This window comes from Corynebacterium coyleae (assembly GCF_030408635.1).
Taxonomy (GTDB): Bacteria; Actinomycetota; Actinomycetes; order Mycobacteriales; family Mycobacteriaceae; genus Corynebacterium; species Corynebacterium coyleae.
Map to the genome: position 1 here is coordinate 2461598 of NZ_CP047198.1, position 22141 is coordinate 2483738.

At 62.4% G+C, this 22141-nt stretch carries 18 protein-coding genes; 9 read left to right on the forward strand and 9 right to left on the reverse strand.

The annotated features are described in order from the left end of the window. Positions 1–16: 16 nt before the first annotated feature. The 3 genes from CCOY_RS11890 to CCOY_RS11900 are packed head-to-tail and all read right to left on the reverse strand — an operon-like array spanning position 17 to position 5363. Positions 17–3304, reverse strand: a complete 3288-nt coding sequence (locus CCOY_RS11890; protein ID WP_092100995.1) for an ATP-binding protein — start codon at positions 3302–3304, stop codon at positions 17–19. Beyond that, positions 3301–3900 (reverse strand): DUF4194 domain-containing protein, encoded by a 600-nt coding sequence (locus CCOY_RS11895; RefSeq protein WP_092100997.1) that lies wholly within the window; start codon positions 3898–3900, stop codon positions 3301–3303. Before CCOY_RS11895 ends, CCOY_RS11890 begins: the two co-directional genes overlap by 4 nt. After that, positions 3897–5363: a DUF3375 domain-containing protein gene (locus CCOY_RS11900; RefSeq protein WP_092100999.1), complete on the reverse strand. Its 1467-nt coding sequence runs from the start codon at positions 5361–5363 to the stop codon at positions 3897–3899. The genes CCOY_RS11895 and CCOY_RS11900 overlap by 4 nt, the downstream gene beginning before the upstream one ends. Before the next feature lie 733 nt (positions 5364–6096). On the opposite strand from CCOY_RS11900, the gene CCOY_RS11905 reads away from it, so the two are divergent. Next, a complete protein-coding gene (locus CCOY_RS11905; protein ID WP_092101002.1) occupies positions 6097–6993 on the forward strand; it encodes an acetamidase/formamidase family protein in 897 nt (298 codons plus the stop codon). Between the two features lie 12 nt (positions 6994–7005). On the opposite strand, the gene CCOY_RS11910 is transcribed toward CCOY_RS11905, so the two are convergent. From CCOY_RS11910 to CCOY_RS11920, 3 genes are all read right to left on the reverse strand, one after another. Continuing rightward, positions 7006–7719 (reverse strand): hypothetical protein, encoded by a 714-nt coding sequence (locus CCOY_RS11910; RefSeq protein ID WP_092101004.1) that lies wholly within the window; start codon positions 7717–7719, stop codon positions 7006–7008. A gap of 657 nt (positions 7720–8376) precedes the next feature. Further along, positions 8377–9624: an amidohydrolase gene (locus CCOY_RS11915; RefSeq protein ID WP_092101006.1), complete on the reverse strand. Its 1248-nt coding sequence runs from the start codon at positions 9622–9624 to the stop codon at positions 8377–8379. A gap of 172 nt (positions 9625–9796) precedes the next feature. Next, positions 9797–11002 carry a hypothetical protein gene (locus tag CCOY_RS11920; RefSeq protein WP_092101008.1) on the reverse strand — a complete coding sequence of 402 codons (1206 nt, stop codon included), beginning with the start codon at positions 11000–11002 and terminating at the stop codon, positions 9797–9799. 354 nt (positions 11003–11356) lie between these two features. Here CCOY_RS11920 and CCOY_RS11925 point away from each other — a divergent pair, with 354 nt between their 5' ends. From CCOY_RS11925 to CCOY_RS11935, 3 genes are all read left to right on the forward strand, one after another. Next, positions 11357–11785, forward strand: coding sequence for a hypothetical protein (locus CCOY_RS11925; protein WP_092101010.1), 429 nt, complete (start codon positions 11357–11359; stop codon positions 11783–11785). Positions 11786–11933: 148 nt separating this feature from the next. Next, entirely contained in the window at positions 11934–12347 is a 414-nt protein-coding gene (locus CCOY_RS11930; protein WP_092101012.1) for a hypothetical protein, read from the forward strand. Between the two features lie 324 nt (positions 12348–12671). After that, a complete protein-coding gene (locus CCOY_RS11935; RefSeq protein ID WP_070613742.1) occupies positions 12672–13040 on the forward strand; it encodes a hypothetical protein in 369 nt (122 codons plus the stop codon). Positions 13041–13067: 27 nt separating this feature from the next. On the opposite strand, the gene CCOY_RS11940 is transcribed toward CCOY_RS11935, so the two are convergent. The 3 genes from CCOY_RS11940 to CCOY_RS11950 form a co-directional block, all read right to left on the reverse strand. Further along, complete coding sequence (locus CCOY_RS11940; protein ID WP_092101014.1) at positions 13068–13775, reverse strand: hypothetical protein; 708 nt, start codon at positions 13773–13775, stop codon at positions 13068–13070. Between the two features lie 57 nt (positions 13776–13832). Continuing rightward, entirely contained in the window at positions 13833–15539 is a 1707-nt protein-coding gene (locus CCOY_RS11945) for an ATP-binding protein (protein WP_143028436.1), read from the reverse strand. Between the two features lie 212 nt (positions 15540–15751). Beyond that, complete coding sequence (locus tag CCOY_RS11950; RefSeq protein WP_092101019.1) at positions 15752–16990, reverse strand: dicarboxylate/amino acid:cation symporter; 1239 nt, start codon at positions 16988–16990, stop codon at positions 15752–15754. An 88-nt stretch (positions 16991–17078) separates the two neighbouring features. Between CCOY_RS11950 and CCOY_RS11955 the strand changes: the two genes are divergently transcribed. The 5 genes from CCOY_RS11955 (at position 17079) to trpCF (ending at position 22131) form a co-directional block, all read left to right on the forward strand. Beyond that, entirely contained in the window at positions 17079–17534 is a 456-nt protein-coding gene (locus CCOY_RS11955) for an SdpI family protein (protein ID WP_224213302.1), read from the forward strand. Positions 17535–17720: 186 nt separating this feature from the next. Beyond that, positions 17721–19190, forward strand: coding sequence for an anthranilate synthase component 1 (locus CCOY_RS11960; protein ID WP_092101021.1), 1470 nt, complete (start codon positions 17721–17723; stop codon positions 19188–19190). Next, positions 19187–19747, forward strand: coding sequence for a glutamine amidotransferase-related protein (locus CCOY_RS11965; RefSeq protein WP_092101023.1), 561 nt, complete (start codon positions 19187–19189; stop codon positions 19745–19747). Before CCOY_RS11960 ends, CCOY_RS11965 begins: the two co-directional genes overlap by 4 nt. Continuing rightward, positions 19740–20759: an anthranilate phosphoribosyltransferase gene (trpD, locus tag CCOY_RS11970; RefSeq protein WP_092101025.1), complete on the forward strand. Its 1020-nt coding sequence runs from the start codon at positions 19740–19742 to the stop codon at positions 20757–20759. The genes CCOY_RS11965 and trpD overlap by 8 nt, the downstream gene beginning before the upstream one ends. Beyond that, positions 20746–22131, forward strand: a complete 1386-nt coding sequence (gene trpCF / locus CCOY_RS11975; RefSeq protein ID WP_425284121.1) for a bifunctional indole-3-glycerol-phosphate synthase TrpC/phosphoribosylanthranilate isomerase TrpF — start codon at positions 20746–20748, stop codon at positions 22129–22131. Before trpD ends, trpCF begins: the two co-directional genes overlap by 14 nt. Positions 22132–22141 lie beyond the last annotated feature (10 nt).

A 22141-nucleotide genomic window follows, 5' to 3' on the forward strand; every position in this document is an offset into this window, starting at 1 on the left:
CTTGAGAGGTAACTGGTCAGGCAGGCGCATAGGTTTCAATGAGCTCGAAGGTGGAACGTGCGACGGGATCCTCGGTGTAGTGGACCACGATGGTGCCGTCGACGTACGGGGAGAGGGTCTTGATCAGCTTCATCGGCGTAGCCAGCACCATATGGAAGCCAAAGCTTTCAAACACGTCCATCGCAGTGCGGGTGAACACAGGGTCTGCGCGGTCAAAGGCCTCATCCAGCACCACGGTGGCGTAGCGGGGCACGTCCGCATCCACCCCCGCAAGGCGATAACGCAACGCCGCGGCGAGGCAGAAAAACACCAGCTTCTGCGCCTGGCCGCCGGACAACGACGCGGAATCCACGTGGGTGTTGTGCACCGTGCCCTCGGCGTCCACCTCGTTGCCCACGAACTTCACATGCCTGCGGGTGTCCAGCACGACGTTGCGCCAACTGCGGTCGGCACGCTCGGAGGAGCCGAGGCGATCCATGATCTTGGCCAGGCGGTGGTAGCGCTCGATGGCGGTCTTCTCGTCCGCCTCGCTCAAGCTGCCGGCGGTCGCTTCGCGCAGGTCCTGCAGGAAGTCACGCACGACGCGGTCTCGGTTGTCACGGACTTCAATCTGCAGGTAGCGCCCCTCGGTGTACGGGGAGCGGCGCAGCGACGCGTTGATGGGGCCCAGGTTGGTCTCAATGTCGCCCTTCGCGCGCTGCAGCTCCTTGTAAATCGTGTTCAGGTGCATCACGGACTGGCCGTTGAGCAGGTCCAGGAAGCGGCCGCGGAACTCCGGCAGGCGGTCCGAGCGCAGCATCTCCAACCTCGCAATAGCCTCGCCCGCAAACTCGGCCGCGGCCTGCAGCTCCGCAGACTCTGCGGACCACCGGGACTTGTAGTTGGACAGAATGTTCACGATGGCGTTGCTGGATTCCGTGATCGTCTTCGCCGCCTGCTTCGCCTGCGCGTCCAGCTGCGCGGTGACCTTGAAGGCGCTGTCGCTTAAGTTCTCCGGGGTCAGACGGCGCGTGGTGGCCGCGAGCATCGCATCCAGCTGCTCCGCCAGCGCCGGGTCCACCTCCACGTGCTCCGACTCGATCCGCTTCAGCCGCGCCTGATCGTCCTGCAGTGCCCGCGTGGCCACGGCGAGCTCGTCGTGCACGCTGCGCAACTCCTGCTCGGTGGCCTTCAACGTATCGACGGCCTCGCGCCACGCCCGCTCCAACTCCTTCGCTTCAGGCGAGGAGGTCAGCCGTTCAAGCTCGGCGCGCAGGCTCGCCAACTGCTCCTCGACGCTGATGACGTCCACGCTGGCCCACTCCATAGCGTCGATAGCCCGAGCCTTCTCCACGTCGCTGGCCAGCGCCTTTTGCTTACGCTCAACCTCTGTTAGGCGGTTGCCCGCCGCCGTTGTCGCGCGTTTCGCCTCCGCCAGCTCCGCGCGCAGCGCCTCCACCTTGGCATGGTTGGAGGAGCCGAGGCGGTAGTTGCGCCGTTCGCCCAGGCGCTGCCTGTCGTTTTTCACGTACCGGGCGGAGCCAGTCCTATCGGCCGGGTTGCGCTCCAAGCCGTCGATGGTAGCCGCGCGCTTGTCTTGCCGTTCCAGCTCGTCCACGGTGCGCACTAAGGCGTAGTCGAAGGTGGTGGCCAGCATGCGCATCAGCCAGGGGCGCATCGGGTGCTCCACCACGCGCACCTTATGAAACAGGCTGAGCGGGTTCTTCGGTCCGCGCGGCATGTCCACGCCCTCGGGCACGGTGCGGTACTCAAGCCGCATCCCCAAGTGGCGGCCATTGACCCAGCTGCTCACCTCGCGCTCGCGCTCCGCTGGCACCAAAAGAGTCGCGGCAAAACCGCCGAGCAGGCGCTGGATCACCGGTTCCCACTCGGCTTGCTCCGGTAGCACGTCGATGAGCTCACCCACGTACGGCAGCTCACGCACCGTCAGCCCGGTATCCGCACACAGCTGTGCGCGCTTCTCCACGTACCGCCGGTCAAGGTTGGAGGTGCGGTTGCCTAACGACGCCAACTCCGTCTCCACCGACGTCTCCGCGCCGGCAAGCCTCTCGTGCTCGCTTCGGGCCTTGAACCACGCTTCGCGCAGGCGTTCTCCCTGCTCCGGCGCGGCCGCCAGCTCCGCCGACGCCTGTGCTTTCAGCTCTGCGAAGCGCTCGGTGTCCAACGCCCCGTCTAACTGCACCAGAGCCGCCAGGTCGCGCACTTTCGCCTTGCGCGCAACAAGCTCGTGCTCCTCGCGGGCGATGTTGCGCTCGATCTCGCCCAGGCTCTGCCCGGCAACCTGCTCTCTCTGCACCACGGCGCGCTGCACCGCCTCCTGTTGCGCTTCCTTGCGGGCCTCGAGGGATTGCGCCTGCACTTCGAGGGCGGCGAGTTGGGCGGAGCTGACGTCGATACGCTCGCGCAGCTGCTTCGCCTCAATCGCACGTCGCACGTTGGGCAGGGCGGCAGACAACGCGGCATTGTTCTCCTGCGTCGCCTGCGCATCCTTGAGCTTGGTGTCCAGCCCCGGCAGGGGAGCGAGCGTCTCAATCTGCTGGTGCACGTCTTCGAGCCGCTCGTACGCCTGGCGCAGGTCCTCGTGCGTGGCCACGGCGTCCTCCGCGACCTGGAACGTGTCCGGTACGTCCAGCATGTAGTTGCGGAACAGCTCGTCCATGCTGGACAGGGACTTCGCGGACTGCGTGCGGTGCAGCAGCATCTGCGCTTCCTCGCTGCCGATACCCAGCTTGGAGCGGAAGCGGTTGGCAAACACGGAGTACTGGTCCGTGAACGTCACGCCGGCAGTTTTGTATTTCGCCTCCAACTTGCGCTTATCCAGGGAGTTCTGCAGCAACGGCACGAACCCGTCCACGTCCACCTCGCTGGGAAAAATGCCGTAGAGCGTTTTCACCTGCGCTTCCTGCTGCTGTCCCGCATTGAGGCGGTAGATTGCGGCGAGCGTGAACGCCTCCTTCCCGGCGCGGTAGGTCAGCGCGACAATGCTGGCTGTCGCTCCGGAGCGCAGGTACTGGCTGCGGATCTCGCCGGTGGCCGGGTCCTCGCTGCGGCGCCACGCACCGCGGATATAGGACACGCGGCTGCGCCCCTTGTCACGGCCGGTTTCCTGCTGGGCGGCGGCGTTGAACCGCAGCTTGCCAGGCGGGACTAGTACGGCGGAGAAGGCGTCGATAAGCGTGGACTTGCCCGAGCCGGACGCGCCGGTGATCAAAAACCCACGCTCGCCGACGGGGATGTCGTAGTAGCCGTCGAACGTGCCCCAGTTGACCAGCTGCACGCGCGCAAGACGGAACTGCTCTGTCACTGTTCTTCCCCTTCCTGTGCCAGGCGCAGATACTCCTCGCGCAGCGCGTGGACCGTGTCAGCGTCGAAGATGTGGCGCAGCACAGGGGAGACCTCCCAGCGCCCCTCGGTCTCCGTGTCGGTGAGCAGGCTGTACTTGCGGATGGTGTTCACCGCCGCGGTGAAGCGCTTCTTAAACCCGGACTCGTCACGGTTGTCCACCGCACGGACGTAGCTGATGGCGCCATACAACTCATCTTCTCCCACCACGACGCGCTCGCCTGGGGTAGACATGCCCAGCTCGTGGCGCAGCTGCAGCAGGATCGCGGTTTGCAAGTGCGTCAGCGCCTCCGTGCGCAACACCGGCGGCACTTTCACGTCCTCGTTGTCCGGGCGGACGTGGCGAGTGAACGCGATGCCGGCGTCCTCGTCCACAACCAGCTCCAAAAACACATCGTGCAGCCGAGAGCGCAGCGTCTCCGTGTCGGTGGTGATGGCGTGCCAGGTTTCCTTCTTCCGGTCGGCGGTGATGAGCGGACCTTTGAGCAGGTCCACCAGTGCGCGCCGGGTTTCCTCGGACAGGATGCCCGTGTCGCCCGTCCACAGCGGTTCCGTCATTGCATCTCCTTTACTGCTGCGGCGTCGAAATGCCACCGCGGGACCGTCGCCAAGCGAATGCTCCCATCGTCTTCCTCGAAGCGCACCTCTTCGCTGCCGTCCTGCCGCACCCCATGCTTCAGGGCCAGGTACACAAGGCCCACCACCGACCCCAGCCCCTGGGAGGCGGGATGGCGCTCGAGCACCTTGCCTATCGACGCCCCTCCGGCCATCCCAACCGTCTCCCCAACTGCCGCGATAAGCTCTTCCAAGTCGATCTCGCTTTCACGTACCGCCTGGTAGAGCGCCTCCGCGTCGCCCTCGCCGGGTTCAAACGCCTCCACCGCAGTGGTGATGACCTCCGCACCCGGGTCCGCCAGCTTGATCTGCGCCACCGAGGTGATCTGCATCCCGATGCGCTGCAAGGGCGTGTCCATCTTGTGGGTGGCTGCAAGCTCCTCGCGCTCCGCGGCGTCGGCGGCGAGCTTGCGAGTGTCGCGTAAAAGCTCGATCATTCGGCGGTCCTCGGCAAACTGTTCGCTGGCCACGTAGTTGCGTAGGTTGCGGGCCAGGCGCGTCATCATACGGTTAACCTCATAGCCGGCGTCTTCCATGTCGCGGAACAGCCTGCGGAATTTCGCCCGCTCTTCGTGTGTCATCGCGGTGTTGTCGGCGCGCTCGAGCACCTGCCCAATCCACGTGTCCAACCACGCGCCGCGTTCCGGGTCGACCACCAACGAGTAGAACGCGTTGAAGCTTCTGCCAGCATCGGATTCCCCGATCAAGTCCACGCCGGCGAAGATCTCGTCCAGCACGTCGCCGCGCGAGCCCTCCGGATCCAGCAGTTGGCGGCGCAGCTGCGTATTGAGCGTTTCCAGCTCGTGCCGCACGCGCGCGAAATCGCCGGGGATCGCATTCGCCTGCTCCAGAATGTCGCCCACCCGTTCGTGCACGGTGGCGGGGGAGGGCAGCTCGAATTCCCCGCGCTCGACCTGCTCGATCTCTGCCTCGATGCGGGCGCGTTCGGCGTCGAGGTGCCTCAGGCGGGAGTCGATGTTCGGGTCCGTGTCCCGCGCGAGCGCCTGCAGGGCATTGCTTATCGACGCCACCCGGCTCGCCGTCACCGCCGATCGCGGTGCACTGACACGGTCCATCACCTGCAGCGCGGTGAGCGTTTGCTCGCTTGGTTCAAGCGTCTCACCCGTTTCCTTGGTACCGGACTTGCGCACCAGCCACCCGGCTTTCACCCAGTCGTTGCAGTACGCCTGGGGTTTTTTCGGGAGCTCGAAGATACCGCGCAACACCGCGAAGTCCTCAGCCATGAGCTGATAGAGCTGCTCCGCAGGTCGGACCTCTGCGCCTCGCGGGAAGTGCTCCGCCACGACCGCGAGTAGCACCGGGGCGTTGTCCGCGTGCAACAAACGGATCGCGGCCGACTGCTCCTTTTCACGCTTATATGTCAGCGCCCGGGCCTGAATGGTCATGCCGACTATCATCCCATAGCACCCTCCCACCTGCACCGAAAAACTTTTTTGCTCTAGGTGTAGACACACTGAGGGCGATCGTCTATATCCGCTTTTGGGCCCCTCCGTCCACGGTCCATCCCCCCGAGACCGGTTGAGCACTCACCCACCCCCCATTTAGAGTGCGAGTAGGCGGAAGGAATTCCGCTATTCTCAAGCGTTTTTAGGCGCCTAGGGTTAAGGGTCAAAATGTCCGCGTCCCCTTTGACCCTTAACCCATCCATTACCCCCTTGGATTGAGAAAACCACGCCGTCACGGCGAACCGGAGAGGACGTGGTGTGCGTAAACCCAAACATAGATGATCTACTGAGCAACCATTGAATCGATACCAAATGCCCGAAGTACCAGTGCAGGTCTTTGGTCTCAGTGTTTCGCAGAGCCGGTGCTCTCGTGTTCCGCGTATTTGGTACCGGGAAACTCGGGGGGTCAAGTCGCGACTTCGTTATCGCCACCGCCACTGCCGCCAGCGCCCTTACAACAGCCGGGTTTCACGTGAAACATTCGAAGCCACCGGCCGCAGTGCCCACGTGCCAAGCGATCGCGGGCTTCGTCGACAATAAATGCTCCAGGCCCCTGAAGGCCCCTGACGGCCTGAACGCACCCAACCTTTTCACAACCTTCACCTGCGAATTTCTGTTTCCCACTATGGTCAGAGGCAATCCAGTGGTTGTTCCTTCGAAGAGAGGTAAAAGGATGCACTCCATCGATTCCAACGCGTGTGTATTGGCCCTGTCTCCGGACCAAGATCCGCGCCTTCATGTGGAAAGCGGCGACGAGGTTACGGTTCTTACCCTTGACTGCTTCTCCAACACGATTACCGACGAGTCCCAGTTGTTCAGCACCGTCGGCTGGGACAAGGTCAACCCAGCCACCGGCCCAATCGCGGTCAAGGGAGCACGCCCTGGCGACACGCTGAAGGTGGAGATCCTCAGCATCGAAGTCGGCGAGCAGGCCACCATGACCACCCACCCTGATTTCGGCGCACTGCCCGGCACGGTGGAGGAGCGCACCCGCATCGTCCCGATCCGCGATGGCAAGGCGCAGTTTTCTGACGACATCACCATCCCCATCCGCCCAATGATCGGCGTCATCGGCACCGCACCGGCATCCGAGTCGGTACCCACCGGTGAGCCGCGCCAGCACGGCGGCAACATGGACACCAAGGAGATCGTTGCCGGTTCCATCCTGTACTTGCCAGTGGAGGTCGACGGCGCGAACTTGAGCCTTGGCGACGTCCACGCGGTGATGGGCGACGGCGAAGTCGCAGTCTGCGGCGCCGAGATCGAAGCCGAGGTGAAGATCCGCGTCACGGTGCTCGAGGGCCGCCCGCTGCCACTGCCGTTCTTGGATTCCGGCGACGCGGTCTACGCCATTTCCTCCGAGGTCGAACTGATGGATGCCGTCAAGGAATCGACCCGCATGATGCGGGACTGGCTCGTGAGTGCATCTCGCCTCGACGCGACCGACGCTCTCATGCTCCTGTCCCTGACTGGCGACACCCAGATCAGCCAGATCGTCGACCCCCGCATGACTGCTCGCTTCCGCTTGCCCAAAACGATCCTCAAGCAGTGCGGTGTGGAACTGCCGTAGCTAACGGGCAATTCACCATTGCGCATCTGCTTTAGGCGTAGTGAACCCCTCCGGGGGAGTGACGGTAAACCCGAGGTCCCTGAGCGCCTCTGCAGCAGCTTCGGGATGATCTCGGGTTGCCGCAGAAGCCTGTTTAGAAAGCCATACTCGGCGTCGTTCCTGTAGTGCAGGTTCCCATCCTGGCCTCCCGCGGAATCCACATTCGCTGATCACAAAATAGAGGAAGTCCTCAAGCGACGGACGAAAACGCTTTCCTCCCACAGGTAAGTGCAATTCATCTAGGCGGCCCTTCTTCCTCGGGTTGCCTGATTTGTCCTGAAAGTTCTGCATTAACGCTGGACTGAGCAACCCTGCGACCCCTGAGTAGTGGATATGCGCACAGGGCGCGCTGGTGTAGTCACGCTCAAACTCGAAACGTATGCCCGGCGACGTAGCAACCCGCAGTTCGAATTTGCTGCTCTTTACGGCTAGGAACTTCTCCGACGAATCGGATGACAGTTCGTAATTGATAATCACGTGAAAGAGTTGACTGTAGTCTTCCCTGCGCACTGAGCCCTCAGGTTGTCCAGCACCGTGAACGAGAGGAGCCTTGAAATCACCCACCACGATATTCTTGTCGATGTTTAGCTTGGCTTTCGCCTGTAAATCCGCTCTGCATGCCAGCGGCAACGCCTCAAGTAACGTGTCTCTTACGTCGCCGAGAAACCGCCCTGCCGCATCATGCACTCCCAAAACGACCCTCACCGAGCAGTAAGAGAACTGTCTGCAGCTCGTCGTACACGGTCCGCTCATCCTCGCTCAACATGCCGGCATTCGCCAGCACCTTGAGGTCTTGAAATTCAGCATGGGGAAGGCGAGTGGTGGCCCTTAGAGATGCCAAACACTCTCGCTTCCTTTCAAGAAGCTCTTCACTATTGGTGACAGTGATTTCCAATGGCAACTTTCTCGCCTCCGTCTGCTTCTTTCGTAACCAGCAGTTTTATTAACCGACAGTTTAATAGGTGCCGAGAATCTTCAGCACAAAATTAGCACACCTGTTCGCATGGCCGCTCGCTTCCGCCTGCCCAAAACGATCCTCAAGCAGTGTGGCGTGGAACTGCCGTAACCGCACCTCACAACCGCAAAACCACGCTATCTACCTGCATGTTTAGCAGTATTTTGCACTAAGACTAGACAAGCCATTTACACATGATCTATATTTGAGCCGGAGCCCCGCCCACGGTTACACCCCCCCGAGAACCGGCTGAGCACTCACCCACCCCCCCATTTAGAGTGCGAGAGGCGCGGGCTCCCTTTGGGGGACATAGTCCCCACCCAGGGCCTTCGGGTCCTTTGCAGCGGCCCATGCCCCCCATTGGCCGCTGCATAAATTTTTAAACTCCACTAATCCGCCGAGACCGGCACGGTCAACCAGGCGGAAGCAGCAACGACGACTGCTTCGGTGCCACGGTCGAGTGTGGGCTGGAGATCAGGTGCGAACGCCGGGTTGTGGTTGCCCACAGCCTTGCTCATGTCCGCGAAGCCTCCCAGGCCCCAGTAGGTGTAGGGGACACCGAGCGCGTCGGGGATGATGGAGAAGTCCTCGGAGGCGGGTACGGCGTCGAGGTCGCAGGATTCGTCGCCAAAGTATGCGTCGAAGGCTTCGCGGACGGTGTCGGTAGCGTCCCCGTCGTTGTCGGTAAGCGGGTAGCGGTCGTAGTAGGTGAACTCGGGTTCCATCGGGCTGCGGGCGGCGACGCATTCGGCGCGCACGATGCGCTCGATGGCTTCCTTGAGGTGCTCGCTGACCTCGCTGCTGTATGCGCGGGTGTTGATGAGCAGTTCGGCGGAGTCCGTGATGATGTTGGACTTCGTGCCCGCGTGGATCGCACCGACGGTCACCACCGCGGTTTCCTTGGCCGCCACTTCGCGCGAGACGATGGTTTGCAGGCGCATCACGATGGTGGAGGCAAGCACCACCGGGTCCACGCCCAATTCCGGCATCGACCCGTGGGAGCCTTTGCCATGCACCGTGACCTTCACCGAGAATGCGGAGGACAGCACCGGTCCGCGTCGCGTGCCCACGTGCCCGCCGGGCAGGCTGGCCAGCACGTGTTGGCCCAGGTACACATCGGGCCGCGGCATTGCCTGTTCCAACCCGGCCTCGAGCATCGCGCGGGCACCTTCAGCAGTCTCCTCAGCGGGCTGGAAGACGCCGATAAATGTGCCGGACCATTGGTCCTTGTGCTCGTTGAACGCCTGCAACGCGGTGAGCAGCGACATGAGGTGAACATCGTGGCCGCACGCATGGGCGACGGGAACCTCCACGCCGGTCTTGGCGTCAACCTGCGTGGCCGTGGAGGCATAGTCCTTGCCAGAGGCTTCCTTGACCGGCAGCGCATCAATGTCTGCGCGCATGGCCACGACTGGGCCCTCGCCATTATCGACGACCGCCACCACCCCTGTTTCCCCCACACGGGTCACCCGGATACCTGAGGATTCCAGTTCCTTAACGATCCGCTCCGCGGTCGCATGCTCCTGCATGGACAGCTCGGGGTGTTGGTGGAAGTGCTTGTACAGCGCTTCGCGTTCGGTTTGGGTTGACGCGAGGCCACCCAAAATCTTCTTGACCTTGCCAATCTCGACAGACATACCTTCACGCTACGCCTACCTACCTACTAGGTCGTGGCATAAGGAAACCCGCCACTGCGTGTTCTCAGTGGCGGGTTTGGGCTTCGAATTTCTCCGCACCCAAGTATAAACACGGACTTAATAAAGGAAAAGCCCTAACTGTGTTTTGTGACGATTGTCACCGAAGAATTTCTTAGAATGACGAACTGCCACCACCAGCGGAAAAGCCTGACGAGGACACGCCGCCACTAAAGCCACTCGAGGAGGACGACGCCGCCTTTGCCGCCTGCACGTTCGCCGCGTGCCACGAGTGCATCTGCACGTATGGGACGTACCCGCCGTACCAGAACCCAGTCTCGTACACCGCCGGTGCCCGCAGCTTTTGCTTCTCCTTCACGTCGCTGAACTGCTTCTTCTTCACCTGGTCCAGGATCACGCGGTAATCGCCGAGCACGCGCACGAAGTCGTCGAGGAAGGTGGGGGAGTTCGGGTTTGCGTCCAGCGCCTCGATCCGCCCCATCAGCAGATCCAGTTCCCGCTTCAGCTCCTTGCCCTTCACCTCACTGCGCGCCCGCAGCACGTCCTCGCGGATCTTGGTCAGGTCGGCCCGTCGCGCCGCGGCGTCGCCATGCTCGACGGCGAAAAGCCTGTCGATGTTTTCCTCCGCCTTAGACACGTGCTTGACGGATTCGGCCGCGTCCGCCAACTGCCTGCGGTGCTCGTACACGTCCTTGTCGTCGTTCATGTTGATCGCGTTCAGCCCCGCCGCGCCGTGGACCAACTCGTTCATGCTCAGGAAGCGGTCGCGGACTTCCGCCCACTGGCGGCGCAGGGTTTCGTCGGCAAACGCGGACGTCAGCGAGTTCGCCCGCACGTCCACCTCGTCCAGCCGTCCTGCCAGGCGGGTGTATTCGCTGGTCACGGTGTCGTAGTCCTTGCGCGCCTGGGCGACTGCTTTTCGACGACGCCCCCGCACCGCCAACAACCCACCCCCACTAGCGCCTGCCACACCGGCACCGAGGACGCCAAGCCCGATGGTCGCGCCGATCTGATCATCAGTCGCGTCGTCCACCTGCTTCTGGGCGAGTGCCTCGGCGTTCATGGCCTGGTTCGCGGTACGGAACAGCCCGGCCGGGATGTTGCCGTCCTTCACGCCGGGTTTCATGGCGTCGAGGAGATCGGCGAGGTGGGATTTGTCGTCAAGCATGAGCTCGCGAGTCACATCCTCGCCGCCGTACACAAACGCCTGGCGTGGGTCGAGGCCAACGCCGACGATGAGCGCGCCGTCCGCAAGGTGGCCGTTCTCGCGCTTCGACTGATCGACGAGGTCCGGGTACTGGGTGCGCAGGAGTTCCTCAACGTCGTCGAGGACGTTCTTGTGGTTCGTTTTGAACACCATGTAGTGGAAATCCGTGACCACCTCAGGCGCATCAATGCGTGCAGTGTCACGCTCGAGACGGGCGCGGTCGTCGGGGGAGAGGACCTGCTGCGGGTCGTCGATAATCGCATTCGGCGCGCCATGCGTTTACATCGTGACCTGCGAAATCTCCGGCACATCCACCATGTTGTAGCCGACGGCGGCGCCACCGAAACCCACCAACGCCGTGATGCCAAGAACCGCTGCAGTCTCACTCAAATTCGCCATGGAAAAAAATTTTAGCGACGAAGTAACGCACATCGCTTGGCAAGCGATGTTAGGTTTACACGTGTCAGAGCCCTGGCATGTTTAACCGATCACATTGAGGAGAACCCCATGAAGCGCATCGCTACCGCAGCAGCCGCTGCAACCCTGTCCCTGTCCCTCGTTGCCGGCCCGGCTTTCGCTGAGACCGAGGGCACCAACGCCCCGAAGCCGGGTAAGGAAGGTTCCTCCATCTCCAAGCAGGAGGGCGACAAGGCCGGCGAGACCAAGGTCGGCTCCTCCGAGCGCTTCAAGGCGTGCAAGAAGGAAGAGAAGAAGGTCGAAGCCAAGGACGGCGACGCTAAGGCTGACGAAGCCAAGGCCAAGGAAACCAAGTCCACCGGCGACTGCATCCAGGAGCTCATCAAGGACGACAACTACAAGTCCGGCATCCTCGGCCTCCTGATCGGCGTCCCGGTTGCTCTCGTCGCACTGCTCGGCGCAGCTGCTGCCTTCTCCGGCGCTATCCCGGGCCTGCAGCTCCCGGCTCTCCCGTTCTAAGTCACACTTAGACGCGGTACTTTGACCCGGCTCCCCTGGTGGGAGACCGGGTCTTTTGTTGTGGTGAGGTTTTTCTGTTGTTCGTGCTGCGAAACGTCTTTGACACACGTTTAATAGCAGGTACACACCTCACCTCAAGGAGAAAACCATGAAGCGCATCGCTACCGCCGCTGTCGCGGCAACCCTGCCCCTGTCCCTCGTTGCCGGCCCGGCATTCGCCGCTGAAGGAGATTTTGGCTCTTCGCTCTACTACAGGGATTGCAAAGTCCAAATAGACGAAGTTTTCCTTAATTACGACCTCTCCTTGAAGGAGGCCAAGACCGACCAAGAGCGGGCCGAGATCAAGCAGGCCATCGAGGAAAACAAGACCGAATATTTAAAGGAGTACAACAGCTCCACCCCCTCCGGTGTCTGCATCAAAAAGACTGTAGATCAGGAAGCGTACAAGTCCGGCATGCTCGGTCTCCTGATCGGCGTCCCGGTTGCCCTCGTCGCACTGCTCGGCGCTGCTGCCTTCTCCGGCGCTATCCCGGGCCTGCAGCTCCCGGCTCTCCCGTTCTAGGTCGGCGCGCTTAGGCGCTACAAATTCAACCCGGTCCTTGTTGAAGGGGCCGGGTTTTGTGTTGCCATGTGGAACTTTCTTCGGTGTGCCGTCGTGGTCTCCTGGGGAAAGTGAATTATTTGGGTGCGGTGGGGGAGGAAAGTTCCCGAGAACAGCTGTTTTCACCGTCGCGTGACGCAGTGGGGACGCAAACGTCAGTGAAGAACACGAAACCTGTGTGATTTCTCCAACTCGCAACACAGATTCGGCCCGTACAAGTGAATAGCGACGGGTACGACGCCCGAGCGAATCAACTCGTGCGAATCAATTAGCGAAGGAGTAAACATGACCAACACTCGTATTGCAGCCGCCGCTACCGCTCTTGTTCTCGGCGCAACCGGACTGGCCGCCTGCAACGACTCGGAGGACGCCACCGACTCCGTGACCACCCCGACCGACGGTGTGGTCTCCGACGTCAGCGACGCCGTCACCACCGGTGGCGCCACCGCAGGTGACACGGGCAGCACGGGTGGCACGGACTCCACCGGCGATGTGGTCGTCTCCGATACGGCTGTTGTCTCCGAGGATCCGTTGGCGCCGAGCGACGCGGTCATTTCCGACGAGGTAGTGACCAACTCCATTCCGGCTGACGGTGCAGCAGGTGGCGCTGCCGACGATGCAGCTGGCAGTGCAGCCACCGCACCGACCAACTAAGCCAATACCGGCAGCGGGTAAGTCCCGCTAGAACGGTTCAGACACCGCCCGGCTAATCACTACTGCGTCAGGCTCGATCCGCTCACGCAGTTGGAGCTCGGCGGTGTTGTTGCTGTCTGAGGTGAGCACCCACCCCGCCCAGGCGTCCTTGCCGGGGGAGAAGATGCCGTCGCCTTTGCCGATGATGTTCAGGGTGGCGTCGCGAAGCCAGAGCGGGCCGACAAGATCAGCATGCTCGGTGCCTTCGAGTGGGGCGACGAAGGGTTGGTAGGCGACGGCGTTGAGGGCGGCGAGGGTGTCGTCGAAAAGCTGTTGTGCGACCGCCATATGTTGCGGGGCACCGAGATAGACGATGGTGGTGAGGGAGAGGGGGCCGGTGGGCTCGTCGCGAAGCGTGAGGTCCGACAGGCCGCCGAGTGCCGCCGCGAACCGCGTGGGGCCGCCCATATCCTCGAAAAAGAAGTAGTCAAGCGCTTCGTCGCGGTTCGTGGTGGAGAAGTCCACGAGCGCGTTGAGCTCGTAGAGCTGGAGGTCCTCAGGTGCGGCGAGGTTGTCGTACGCGGCCTGGCAGCGGAGATCCCAAAGCACATACTCGTCCTCGATGGGGTGGGGGTGCGGCGACACCGCCGCAATCTCGACGCCGCTGGCCCGGATGCGGTTCAGGTAGAGCTCGTACGCGCCGTCGAGGTCCGGCTCGTGCGCCACGAAATGAGTGGTGACGATCTCGAAGGACATGCGAATGACACTACGCCATTGGGGGAGCGGGCAGATGTTTCACGTGAAACGGTGCGCCTAGTTGGGGAGGCGATACTTTCGCTTGCGGCTTGTCGGTGGGGCAGTGGGCACAATTTCACCCACATCCACCATGCTGCGGAGTCTTGGGCGCAGGGTATTGACACTCACGTCTAGGTGGTCCGCGATATCGCGTGCTGCTGCCTCTCCAACTTGGGCCAGGTAGGCGATGAGTTTGTTGTCCGTTTCATCGAGTTCGATGCCGCTGCTTGAAAGAACAAACGAATCCCGCGTGTGGCCCGGACCGAGCAGCCCGCGTGTGACGAGATCACTCAACAGACTCCGCGCATCGTCACTATCAAGCCCAATGTGCTTACGGAGCTCCTTCACGGACACAGCACCCAAACCCTTGGCAATCGCCAGCGCGATCTGTTCCTCTCGAGAGCTATTAGGAGCAACCGACTCCAACCATGCCGACATTTCAGGATCAAGGATCCCGAACCTGTAGAGGATGACGGTGAACTCACCAATCCGGGCATCGAACACCGGCTGGGGCAGGCCATAGCCTTCCATCCCTTGCTTCATTCGTTGAATGCCGCTTCCCTGGTTTTCAGCCACGCGCATCGAGCCTGAAGGCGTTGGAAGGTTGCTCAGCAAGTTCGCGAGCGAAGGGTTCCTGCTTACCGACCTGTTCTCGTCGATATTGTCTTCGGTGCGATCTCCCCACAGTCCGCCGGGACTGTTTACCTCGACCCGGTCCGGGTACACATCAACCTGCACTTGCCGCCCCTGAACCTGCGGACTGTAGTCACGGTGCATCGCGGCATTCACAATCGCTTCACGCAGAGCAATCTCTGGAATCTCAGGTTCGTCGACCATATTCGACCCAACTTCCACAGTACGAACCCGGAGATTGCGCACGACAGCTTTAATCGCATCCTCGACCGCCAGTGGAAGCGGACCGTCGCAGTGAGCCCGATCAAGGAAGCGTGTCTCAGACGTCGACTTCTCCGTCGTCGGGTGCACTGCGACATCGATGAAGAGCTGCGGGAAGAACTGCTGCGGATAGCTGCCCAATGCCAACGCGCCCGCAAGGGTTGGTACGCCCTCTGCATCAAGCACATGCAGTCGCTCCAGAACCTCTGCATCGGTTCTTGTTCCCACCCGGATCCGGGATCCCCTCTTCTCCAAAGATTGGATCAGCCCGTTCCACATCTGGCCATCCAGGTCATCGAGGTTCGCCCCAGGAACAGGCAGCAACTCCGAGGAATCTGGCGTGTAGAGATTCATGAGCTGGAAGATCTCGTAGCTGGAAAGCCTCTGATCGCCATCCAGTACTCGCTTGTACGCGCCATCCCGGAGTCCTTGCGAGGTCACGTAACACGGCATCTGCTTTCCGAGGCGCTCATCGGTACGCATCGGCCGCACCTCAACCAAGATCACCGGCGAACCCTGGTATTCATCGAGTTCGACGACAGTCTCGGGTATCGGCGTCACCGGAGGCTTCTGTTGGTCGACCCTCAAAGCACTGATGAGTCGATCATTCATCGCACGAGAGTCAAAATCAGTGGCTGGCTGGAACGTACCGGTCGACTGATCTTCCTCAATGCCAAGGACGATCAGGCCACCCTTCGTATTTGCAAAGGCGCTCACTGCTTTCCAAAAGGCTGTATCCAACTTCCCCGTACCGGATTTCGCCTCAATCCAGTGATCATCATTCCGCTGGCGCCGCAGCCTGGCCATGATGTCATCCATCCGCTCACTCATGCTCTCACTGTACTCACTTTTTACAGTGAGGGCATCACTCAATACAGTGAGGACCCATTTTCACCTCTCTTTTTACAGTGAGGGCGTCACTTCATACAGTGAGGAGCCATCTCGATACAGTGAGCACCTGATGTTTCACGTGAAACACCTCGAAGAGCAACAAGGCAAAAGAAAACCGCCCCGAAGGGCGGTCGTCTCAAATCAGTGGGGGACTAGCGGGCAGCGCCTGCTTGGGTGTCCGCCGGGGTGGTGACGGTGTCGTCGTCAAGCGAATCGTTCTTGATCTTGCCCGCAGCGAACTTGTTCACGATCAGGGCGATCGCGCCGTCGCCGGTGACGTTGGCGGCGGTGCCGAAGGAGTCAACGACGATGTAGGACGCGATCATGAGGGAGACCATGGACTCGTCGAAACCGAGGTTGGACTGCAGCAGACCGACAGCGGCCATGATGGCGCCACCCGGCACGCCCGGCGCGGCGATCATCATGATGCCCAGCAGGAGGATGAATCCGATGACCTGGCCGGCGGAAATATCCAGGTTGGCCATGAACACGATGGAGAGCGCGTAGAGGGTGATCTTCATCATCGAGCCGGACAGGTGAATCGTCGCGCAGAGCGGGACCACGAAGCCGGCGACGTCCTCGTCAACCTTGTTCTTCAGGGTGGACTTGTAGGTGACCGGGATGGTCGCGGCGGAGGACGAGGTGCCCAGTGCGGTGAAGTATGCCGGCAGCATGTTCTTCAGCGCCTTGAACGGGTTCACGCCAGCGACGGTGCCTGCGACGAGGTACTGCAGCAGGACGATCACGACGGTCATCACGACGGAGAGCAGTAGGACTACGCCCATGGCCGCCATAGTGTCGCCGAAGTTCTCGTTCATGCCCAGGTTGAGGAAGGTGCCGAAGATGAACAGCGGCAGCAGCGGGATCACGAACGTGACCACGACCTTGAGCACGATGTCGTTGAGCTCGCCGAGCACCTTGAACAGGTTGTCGGACTTCACTGCCGTCATGGACAGGCCGACGACGAAGGCGAGGAGCAGCGCGGACATGACTTCCAGTGGTGGCGGCATTTCAACGCTGAAGTAAGGGGAGAGGCCGCCGGCATCGGGGTCGGCGACATCGGTGATGAGGGTCTTGCCGTCCAGAAGCCTCGGGTACAGCGTGGACGCCGTGAACCATGCGATCAGGCCGGAGATGAACGTGGAGCCGTATGCGACACCGGCGGTGACGCCGAGCCACTTGCCCGCACCCTGGCCCAGACCCGCGATGGCGGGTGCGATGAGGGCGAAGATGAGGACCGGCACGAAGAAGCCGAGGAAGTTAGAGAACAGCCCGTTGAACGTGACAAAGACGCGGGCAAGCCAGTCCGGGAAGAAGAAGCTGCAGGCGAAGCCCAAGGCAATCGCTACAACCACCCAGAACAGCAATGAGTGGAGGATTTTCTTTTGCATGGGCCTAGCGTAGCCCGTATTTATGCAATCTACTGTATTTTGATCATATTTTTTTGCAGGTGAGCGTCCGGTCGTATGCTTAGTGGCTATGAGTCCGTTCGCGAACATGAGCTCCCTTAACGTTGTCCTCGGCATTATCTTCTCGTTGCTAACGCTTGCGCTGTTCATCCCCGGCGCGCTCGCCTCTGCGGGCAAGCTGCCCGGCAACAAGTGGATCGGCCTCCACGTGCCGGCTGTGCGCAAGGACGAAGGCATTTGGAACCAGGCGCATAAGGTAGCGGGTCCGTTCTGGGTGCTGGCCGCGTTGGCGCTCGCGTTCGGCGCGGCGTTTTCGTTCATCGCTTCCGGCTGGATGTGGGTCATGCCGGCGATCGCGGCGGTAGCGGCGGTGATTTCGGCGTCCGTGGGCGGCAACTTCGGTGCGCGCGCCGCGACGTTGGTGGAGCACGCGCGTGAGCAGGCGCCTGCGCAAGAAGAGGAGAAGCCCGCGGTGAACCTTGATGCTTTGCGACGAGCCGCCGACCACGCCGACAACAACGAATAAAATGAGCCCGCGAAGCCGGATCCTCGGCTACACTTCCTTTTTGTGACGTACATGACTTCTCAAACATGGTGGTGGCTCGCCTAACTGGCGCGCCACCTAGCGAAGTCACGGCCCGCCAGCTTGTCCCCCAAGCGCCGCGGGCCTTTTTTATCCCTCGGTGCAAGCAAGAACAGAACCGAGGATCACATGAAATTCACCCGCCAAGAGGTGCGCTACCACGAGGATGTGGCAAGCCTCTTCGCCCACATCGGCGGCCTCGACGCAACCGACACGGTGTTGCTCGAGTCCGCTGACATCACGACACGTTCGGGGTTGCAGTCGTTGGCGGTGCTGCGGTCGTCGATACGCATTACTTGCTCCGGCAACCGCGTGACGCTGACACCGCTGACGCCGTCGGGCGAGATTATTGCGAACGAGATCGGGCTCGAGCACGAGTTTCCGCGCGTTGATGTGGAGGACGAGCGCGAGCGCCTGACCGCGGCGTCGACGATGGATGTCCTGCGCAAGTTGACCTCCACCGAGGGCAATGAGGGCTTTCCGCTGCTCGCGGGCGGTTTCGCGTTTGATTACCTGGAGACGTTCGAGCGTCTGCCCGAGGTCGCGGACGGCGACAACACCTACCCGGATTACGAGTTCGTGCTCGCCGAGGTGGTGCTGCGCGTGAACCACCAAACCGGCACGGCGTACCTCGCCGGGGTTGATGCTGCAGGTGACGGCATTGATCTCACCGAGATTGCAGCACTTATCGACGACGCCCCCGCACCCACCGCACCAACCACCCTCACCGGCACCCTGGTCGCCGAGGCGGATATGCCGGACGAGGAGTTCCGTGGGGTAGTGGAGCAGCTGCAGGGCAACATTTACAACGGCGACATCTACCAAGTCGTGCCGGCGCGCAGCTTCACCGCCGACTGCGACGACGCCTTCGGTGCGTACCGCCGCCTGCGTGCCGCGAACCCCTCGCCGTACATGTTCTACATCCGTGGTGAGGGCTACGAGCTGTTCGGCGCCTCGCCGGAGTCGAATCTGAAGTTCTCGCCGGCCACGCGCCAGGTGCAGCTGTATCCCATTGCCGGCACGCGCCCGCGCGGGCTGAACCCGGACGGCACGGTCAATCACGAGCTGGATACGCGCATGGAACTGCAGTTGCGCACCGACGCCAAAGAGGTTGCCGAGCACACCATGCTGGTGGACCTGGCCCGCAACGACATGGCGCGCGTGGCCGAGCCGCGCACCCGCAAGGTGCAAGACCTGCTGCAGGTGGATCGCTACTCGCGTGTGATGCACCTGGTCAGTCGGGTCACCGCGACCCTGGCCGCGGACCTCGACGCACTTGACGCCTACCGCGCGTGCATGAACATGGGCACGCTCACCGGCGCACCGAAACTGCGCACAACCGAACTGCTGCGTTCCGTGGAAGGCAAGCGCCGCGGCTCCTACGGCGGGGCGGTGGGGTACTTGCGTGGCGACGGCGAATTCGACACCTGCATCGTCATCCGCTCCGCCTTCGTGGCCAATGGCAAGGCCATCGTGCAGGCCGGCGCGGGCGTTGTGCGCGACTCCGTGCCTCAGTCCGAGGCTGACGAAACTCTGCACAAGGCCTACGCAGTCCTGCATGCACTCGCCGGTGGCCGCGACCTGGAGGTGAAGAAATGATCGTCCTGCTGGATAACCAAGACTCCTTCGTTTACAACCTGGTGGACGCGTTCGCGGACTACGACACCGTGGTCTACCGCAACACCGTTACCGCCGACACTGTGCTGAACGCCAACCCAGACCTCATCGTCCTTTCGCCCGGCCCCGGCTACCCCGCGGACGCCGGCTGCATGATGGAGGTCATCGAACGCGCTCAGGGCCGCATCCCGATTCTGGGCATCTGCCTGGGATTTCAGGCGTTGGTGGAGCACTTTGGTGGGCGGGTTGAGCCGTGCGGGCCGGTGCATGGGTCGTCGCAAAGCATGGTGCTTAACGACGGCCGCCACGTCCCCGTCGCGCGCTACCACTCCCTCGGCGCCACCACCGCGCCACCCGGTATTACGCCGCTGGCGTGGACCGGCACGGAGATCGGCGACGTGATCATGGCCGCCGAAACCGACGATGGCATGTCCATCGGACTGCAGTTCCACCCCGAATCCATCCTCACCCCCTCTGGCCCGCAAATCCTGGACCACTGTGTGACGAAATTACTACAGAAAGGCCACGACAATGACTAGCCAACTCGAGATCTTCCGCCGCTTCATGGACAACCCCGAGCCCACCCTCGAGGAGGCCATCGAGGCGTTTACCCCGCTGACCGTCGGCGATTACGACGACGTGCACATCGCCGCGCTGTTGGCCATGATCCGCACGCGCGGGGAAACCTTCGCCGACATCGCCGGTGCGGCCCGCGCGTTCCTTGCCGCCGGGCGTCCGTTCCCGGTGACGGGGGAGGGGATCATGGACACCGCCGGTACGGGTGGCGACGGCGCGAACACCATCAACATCACCACCGCCGCTTCGCTTACCGCAGCTGCCGGTGGCGTGAAGATGATCAAGTGCGGCAACCGCTCCGTGTCCTCGAAGTCCGGTTCGGCGGACGTGCTCGAGGCGCTGAACATCCCGCTGGACCTCGACCCGGATCGTGCTGTGCGCCAGTTCGAGTCCTCCAACTTCACGTTCCTGTTCGCCCCGGCGTACAACCCGGCGATCGCGTTCGTGCAGCAGGTCCGCAAGACGCTGGGCGTGTCTACGCTGTTTAACACGATGGGCCCGCTGCTCAGCCCGGCACGCCCGGAGTTCCAGATCATGGGCATCGCCAACCCGGCGCTCGGCCAGGTGATTGCGGAAACGATGCGTGAGCTGGGCCGTAACCGTGCGCTCGTCGTCCATGGCGCGGGCACTGACGAGATCGCGGTCCACGGCGAGACCGAGGTCTGGGAGCTCAAGGACGGCGAGATTACCCACTACACGGTCACGCCCGAGGAGCTCGGGGTGGAGCGCCACAGCCTGGAGGACCTACGTGGCGGCAACGGTGCCGAGAACGCAGCCTTCATGCGCGCCACGTTCGCGGGGGAGGGCCCGGCTGCCCACCGTGATGCCGTTGCCGTGTCCGCGGGTGCGATGTTCTACCTCTACGGCATCGCGGATTCGCTGGCGGCCGGTACCGAGCACGCGAAGCAGTTGATTGCGGACGGCACGGTGGCCGATTGGCTCGCCACCCACGAGGAGGCCGATTACAGTGGCTAAGATTTTGACCAATATCGTTGAGAACCGAAAACGTCACCTTGACGATATTCGCGCACGCGTCGCCCACGTTGCTTTCGACACGTTACGCAATTCGGAGCGCTCTCTCTACGACTCCCTCGCCCGCCCCGGCACCGCGTTCATCATGGAGTGCAAGTCCGCGTCACCCTCGCTCGGGCCGATTCGCGACGACTACAAGCCGGGGGAGATCGCGTCGGTCTATTCCCGCTACGCCGCTGGCATCTCCGTGCTGTGCGAGCCGGACTACTTCAACGGCGACTACGACCACCTGGCCACCGTCGCCGCCACGACGCATCTGCCGGTGCTGTGCAAGGACTTTATTATCGACGAGGTCCAGATCTACGCCGCGCGCTACTTCGGCGCCGACGCGATCCTGCTCATGCTCTCCGTCCTTAGCGACGAGGAGTACGCGCACCTGGCCTCCATCGCCGAGTCACTCCACATGGACGTGCTCACCGAGGTGATCAACGAGGAAGAAGCCCACCGCGCCATAAAGCTCGGCGCAAAGATCTTCGGCGTGAACCACCGCAACCTTCACGATCTCTCCATCGACCTCGACCGCTCCGCACGCCTCGCCGAACTCGCTCCCGATGGGGCAGTGGTGGTCTCCGAGTCCGGCATCCGCGACTCCGCAACCGTGCGTCGCCTCGGCGGCCACTCGGATGCGTTCCTGGTCGGCAGCCAGCTGACCTCCCAGCCGGACATCGACCGCGCCTGCCGCGAGCTCGTCTACGGCCCGAACAAAGTCTGCGGACTGCGCACCGGCTCCGCCGCCCAGGCTGCCAAGGCGTGCGGCGCGGTCTACGGCGGGCTCATTTTCGACGACGCCTCCCCGCGCAATGTTTCACGTGAAACAGCCACCGACATCATTGCCGCCGAGCCCGGGCTGGACTACGTCGCGGTTTCCCGCCGCACCTCGGGTTACGACGAGCTCGTCCAACCCGGCATCACCGCCGTGCAGATCCACGCGCCGTACCAGGGCTCCGTGGAGACGGAACTGGCGCTCATCGAATCCGTGCGCAAAGAGGTCGACGTCGAGGTCTGGCGTGCCGTCTCCATGACGCAGCCGGATGGCGAAAAGGTGGCCGAGGCGGTTGCTGGGGTCGTCGACAAGCTAGTGCTCGACGCCCACGACGGCGGCTCGGGGGAGCGTTTCGACTGGACGCGCGTGCCGGACGCCGTGAAGCAGAAGGCGTTCCTCGCGGGCGGCCTCAACCCCGACAACCTCACCTATGCGCTGCGCGTCGGATGCGCCGGCCTCGACCTGAACTCCGGCTTCGAAGACCCCAACGGCCACAAAGACGCGGGCGCGCTGCGACGCGGCTTCGACACAATCGGCAACTACCACGATTAAAGGACACCCT

Coding starts and splice junctions, on each gene's coding strand:
- CCOY_RS11895 (WP_092100997.1), bottom strand. CDS start 3,900: ATGACGGAACCGCTGTGGACGGGCGACACGGGCATCCTGTCCGAGGAA.
- CCOY_RS11955 (WP_224213302.1), top strand. CDS start 17,079: ATGAGTCCGTTCGCGAACATGAGCTCCCTTAACGTTGTCCTCGGCATT.
- CCOY_RS11900 (WP_092100999.1), bottom strand. CDS start 5,363: ATGACCATTCAGGCCCGGGCGCTGACATATAAGCGTGAAAAGGAGCAG.
- CCOY_RS11965 (WP_092101023.1), top strand. CDS start 19,187: ATGATCGTCCTGCTGGATAACCAAGACTCCTTCGTTTACAACCTGGTG.
- CCOY_RS11950 (WP_092101019.1), bottom strand. CDS start 16,990: ATGCAAAAGAAAATCCTCCACTCATTGCTGTTCTGGGTGGTTGTAGCG.
- CCOY_RS11945 (WP_143028436.1), bottom strand. CDS start 15,539: ATGAGTGAGCGGATGGATGACATCATGGCCAGGCTGCGGCGCCAGCGG.
- trpD (WP_092101025.1), top strand. CDS start 19,740: ATGACTAGCCAACTCGAGATCTTCCGCCGCTTCATGGACAACCCCGAG.
- CCOY_RS11960 (WP_092101021.1), top strand. CDS start 17,721: ATGAAATTCACCCGCCAAGAGGTGCGCTACCACGAGGATGTGGCAAGC.
- CCOY_RS11925 (WP_092101010.1), top strand. CDS start 11,357: ATGAAGCGCATCGCTACCGCAGCAGCCGCTGCAACCCTGTCCCTGTCC.
- CCOY_RS11940 (WP_092101014.1), bottom strand. CDS start 13,775: ATGTCCTTCGAGATCGTCACCACTCATTTCGTGGCGCACGAGCCGGAC.
- CCOY_RS11930 (WP_092101012.1), top strand. CDS start 11,934: ATGAAGCGCATCGCTACCGCCGCTGTCGCGGCAACCCTGCCCCTGTCC.
- CCOY_RS11920 (WP_092101008.1), bottom strand. CDS start 11,002: ATGGTGTTCAAAACGAACCACAAGAACGTCCTCGACGACGTTGAGGAA.
- CCOY_RS11915 (WP_092101006.1), bottom strand. CDS start 9,624: ATGTCTGTCGAGATTGGCAAGGTCAAGAAGATTTTGGGTGGCCTCGCG.
- CCOY_RS11905 (WP_092101002.1), top strand. CDS start 6,097: ATGCACTCCATCGATTCCAACGCGTGTGTATTGGCCCTGTCTCCGGAC.
- CCOY_RS11935 (WP_070613742.1), top strand. CDS start 12,672: ATGACCAACACTCGTATTGCAGCCGCCGCTACCGCTCTTGTTCTCGGC.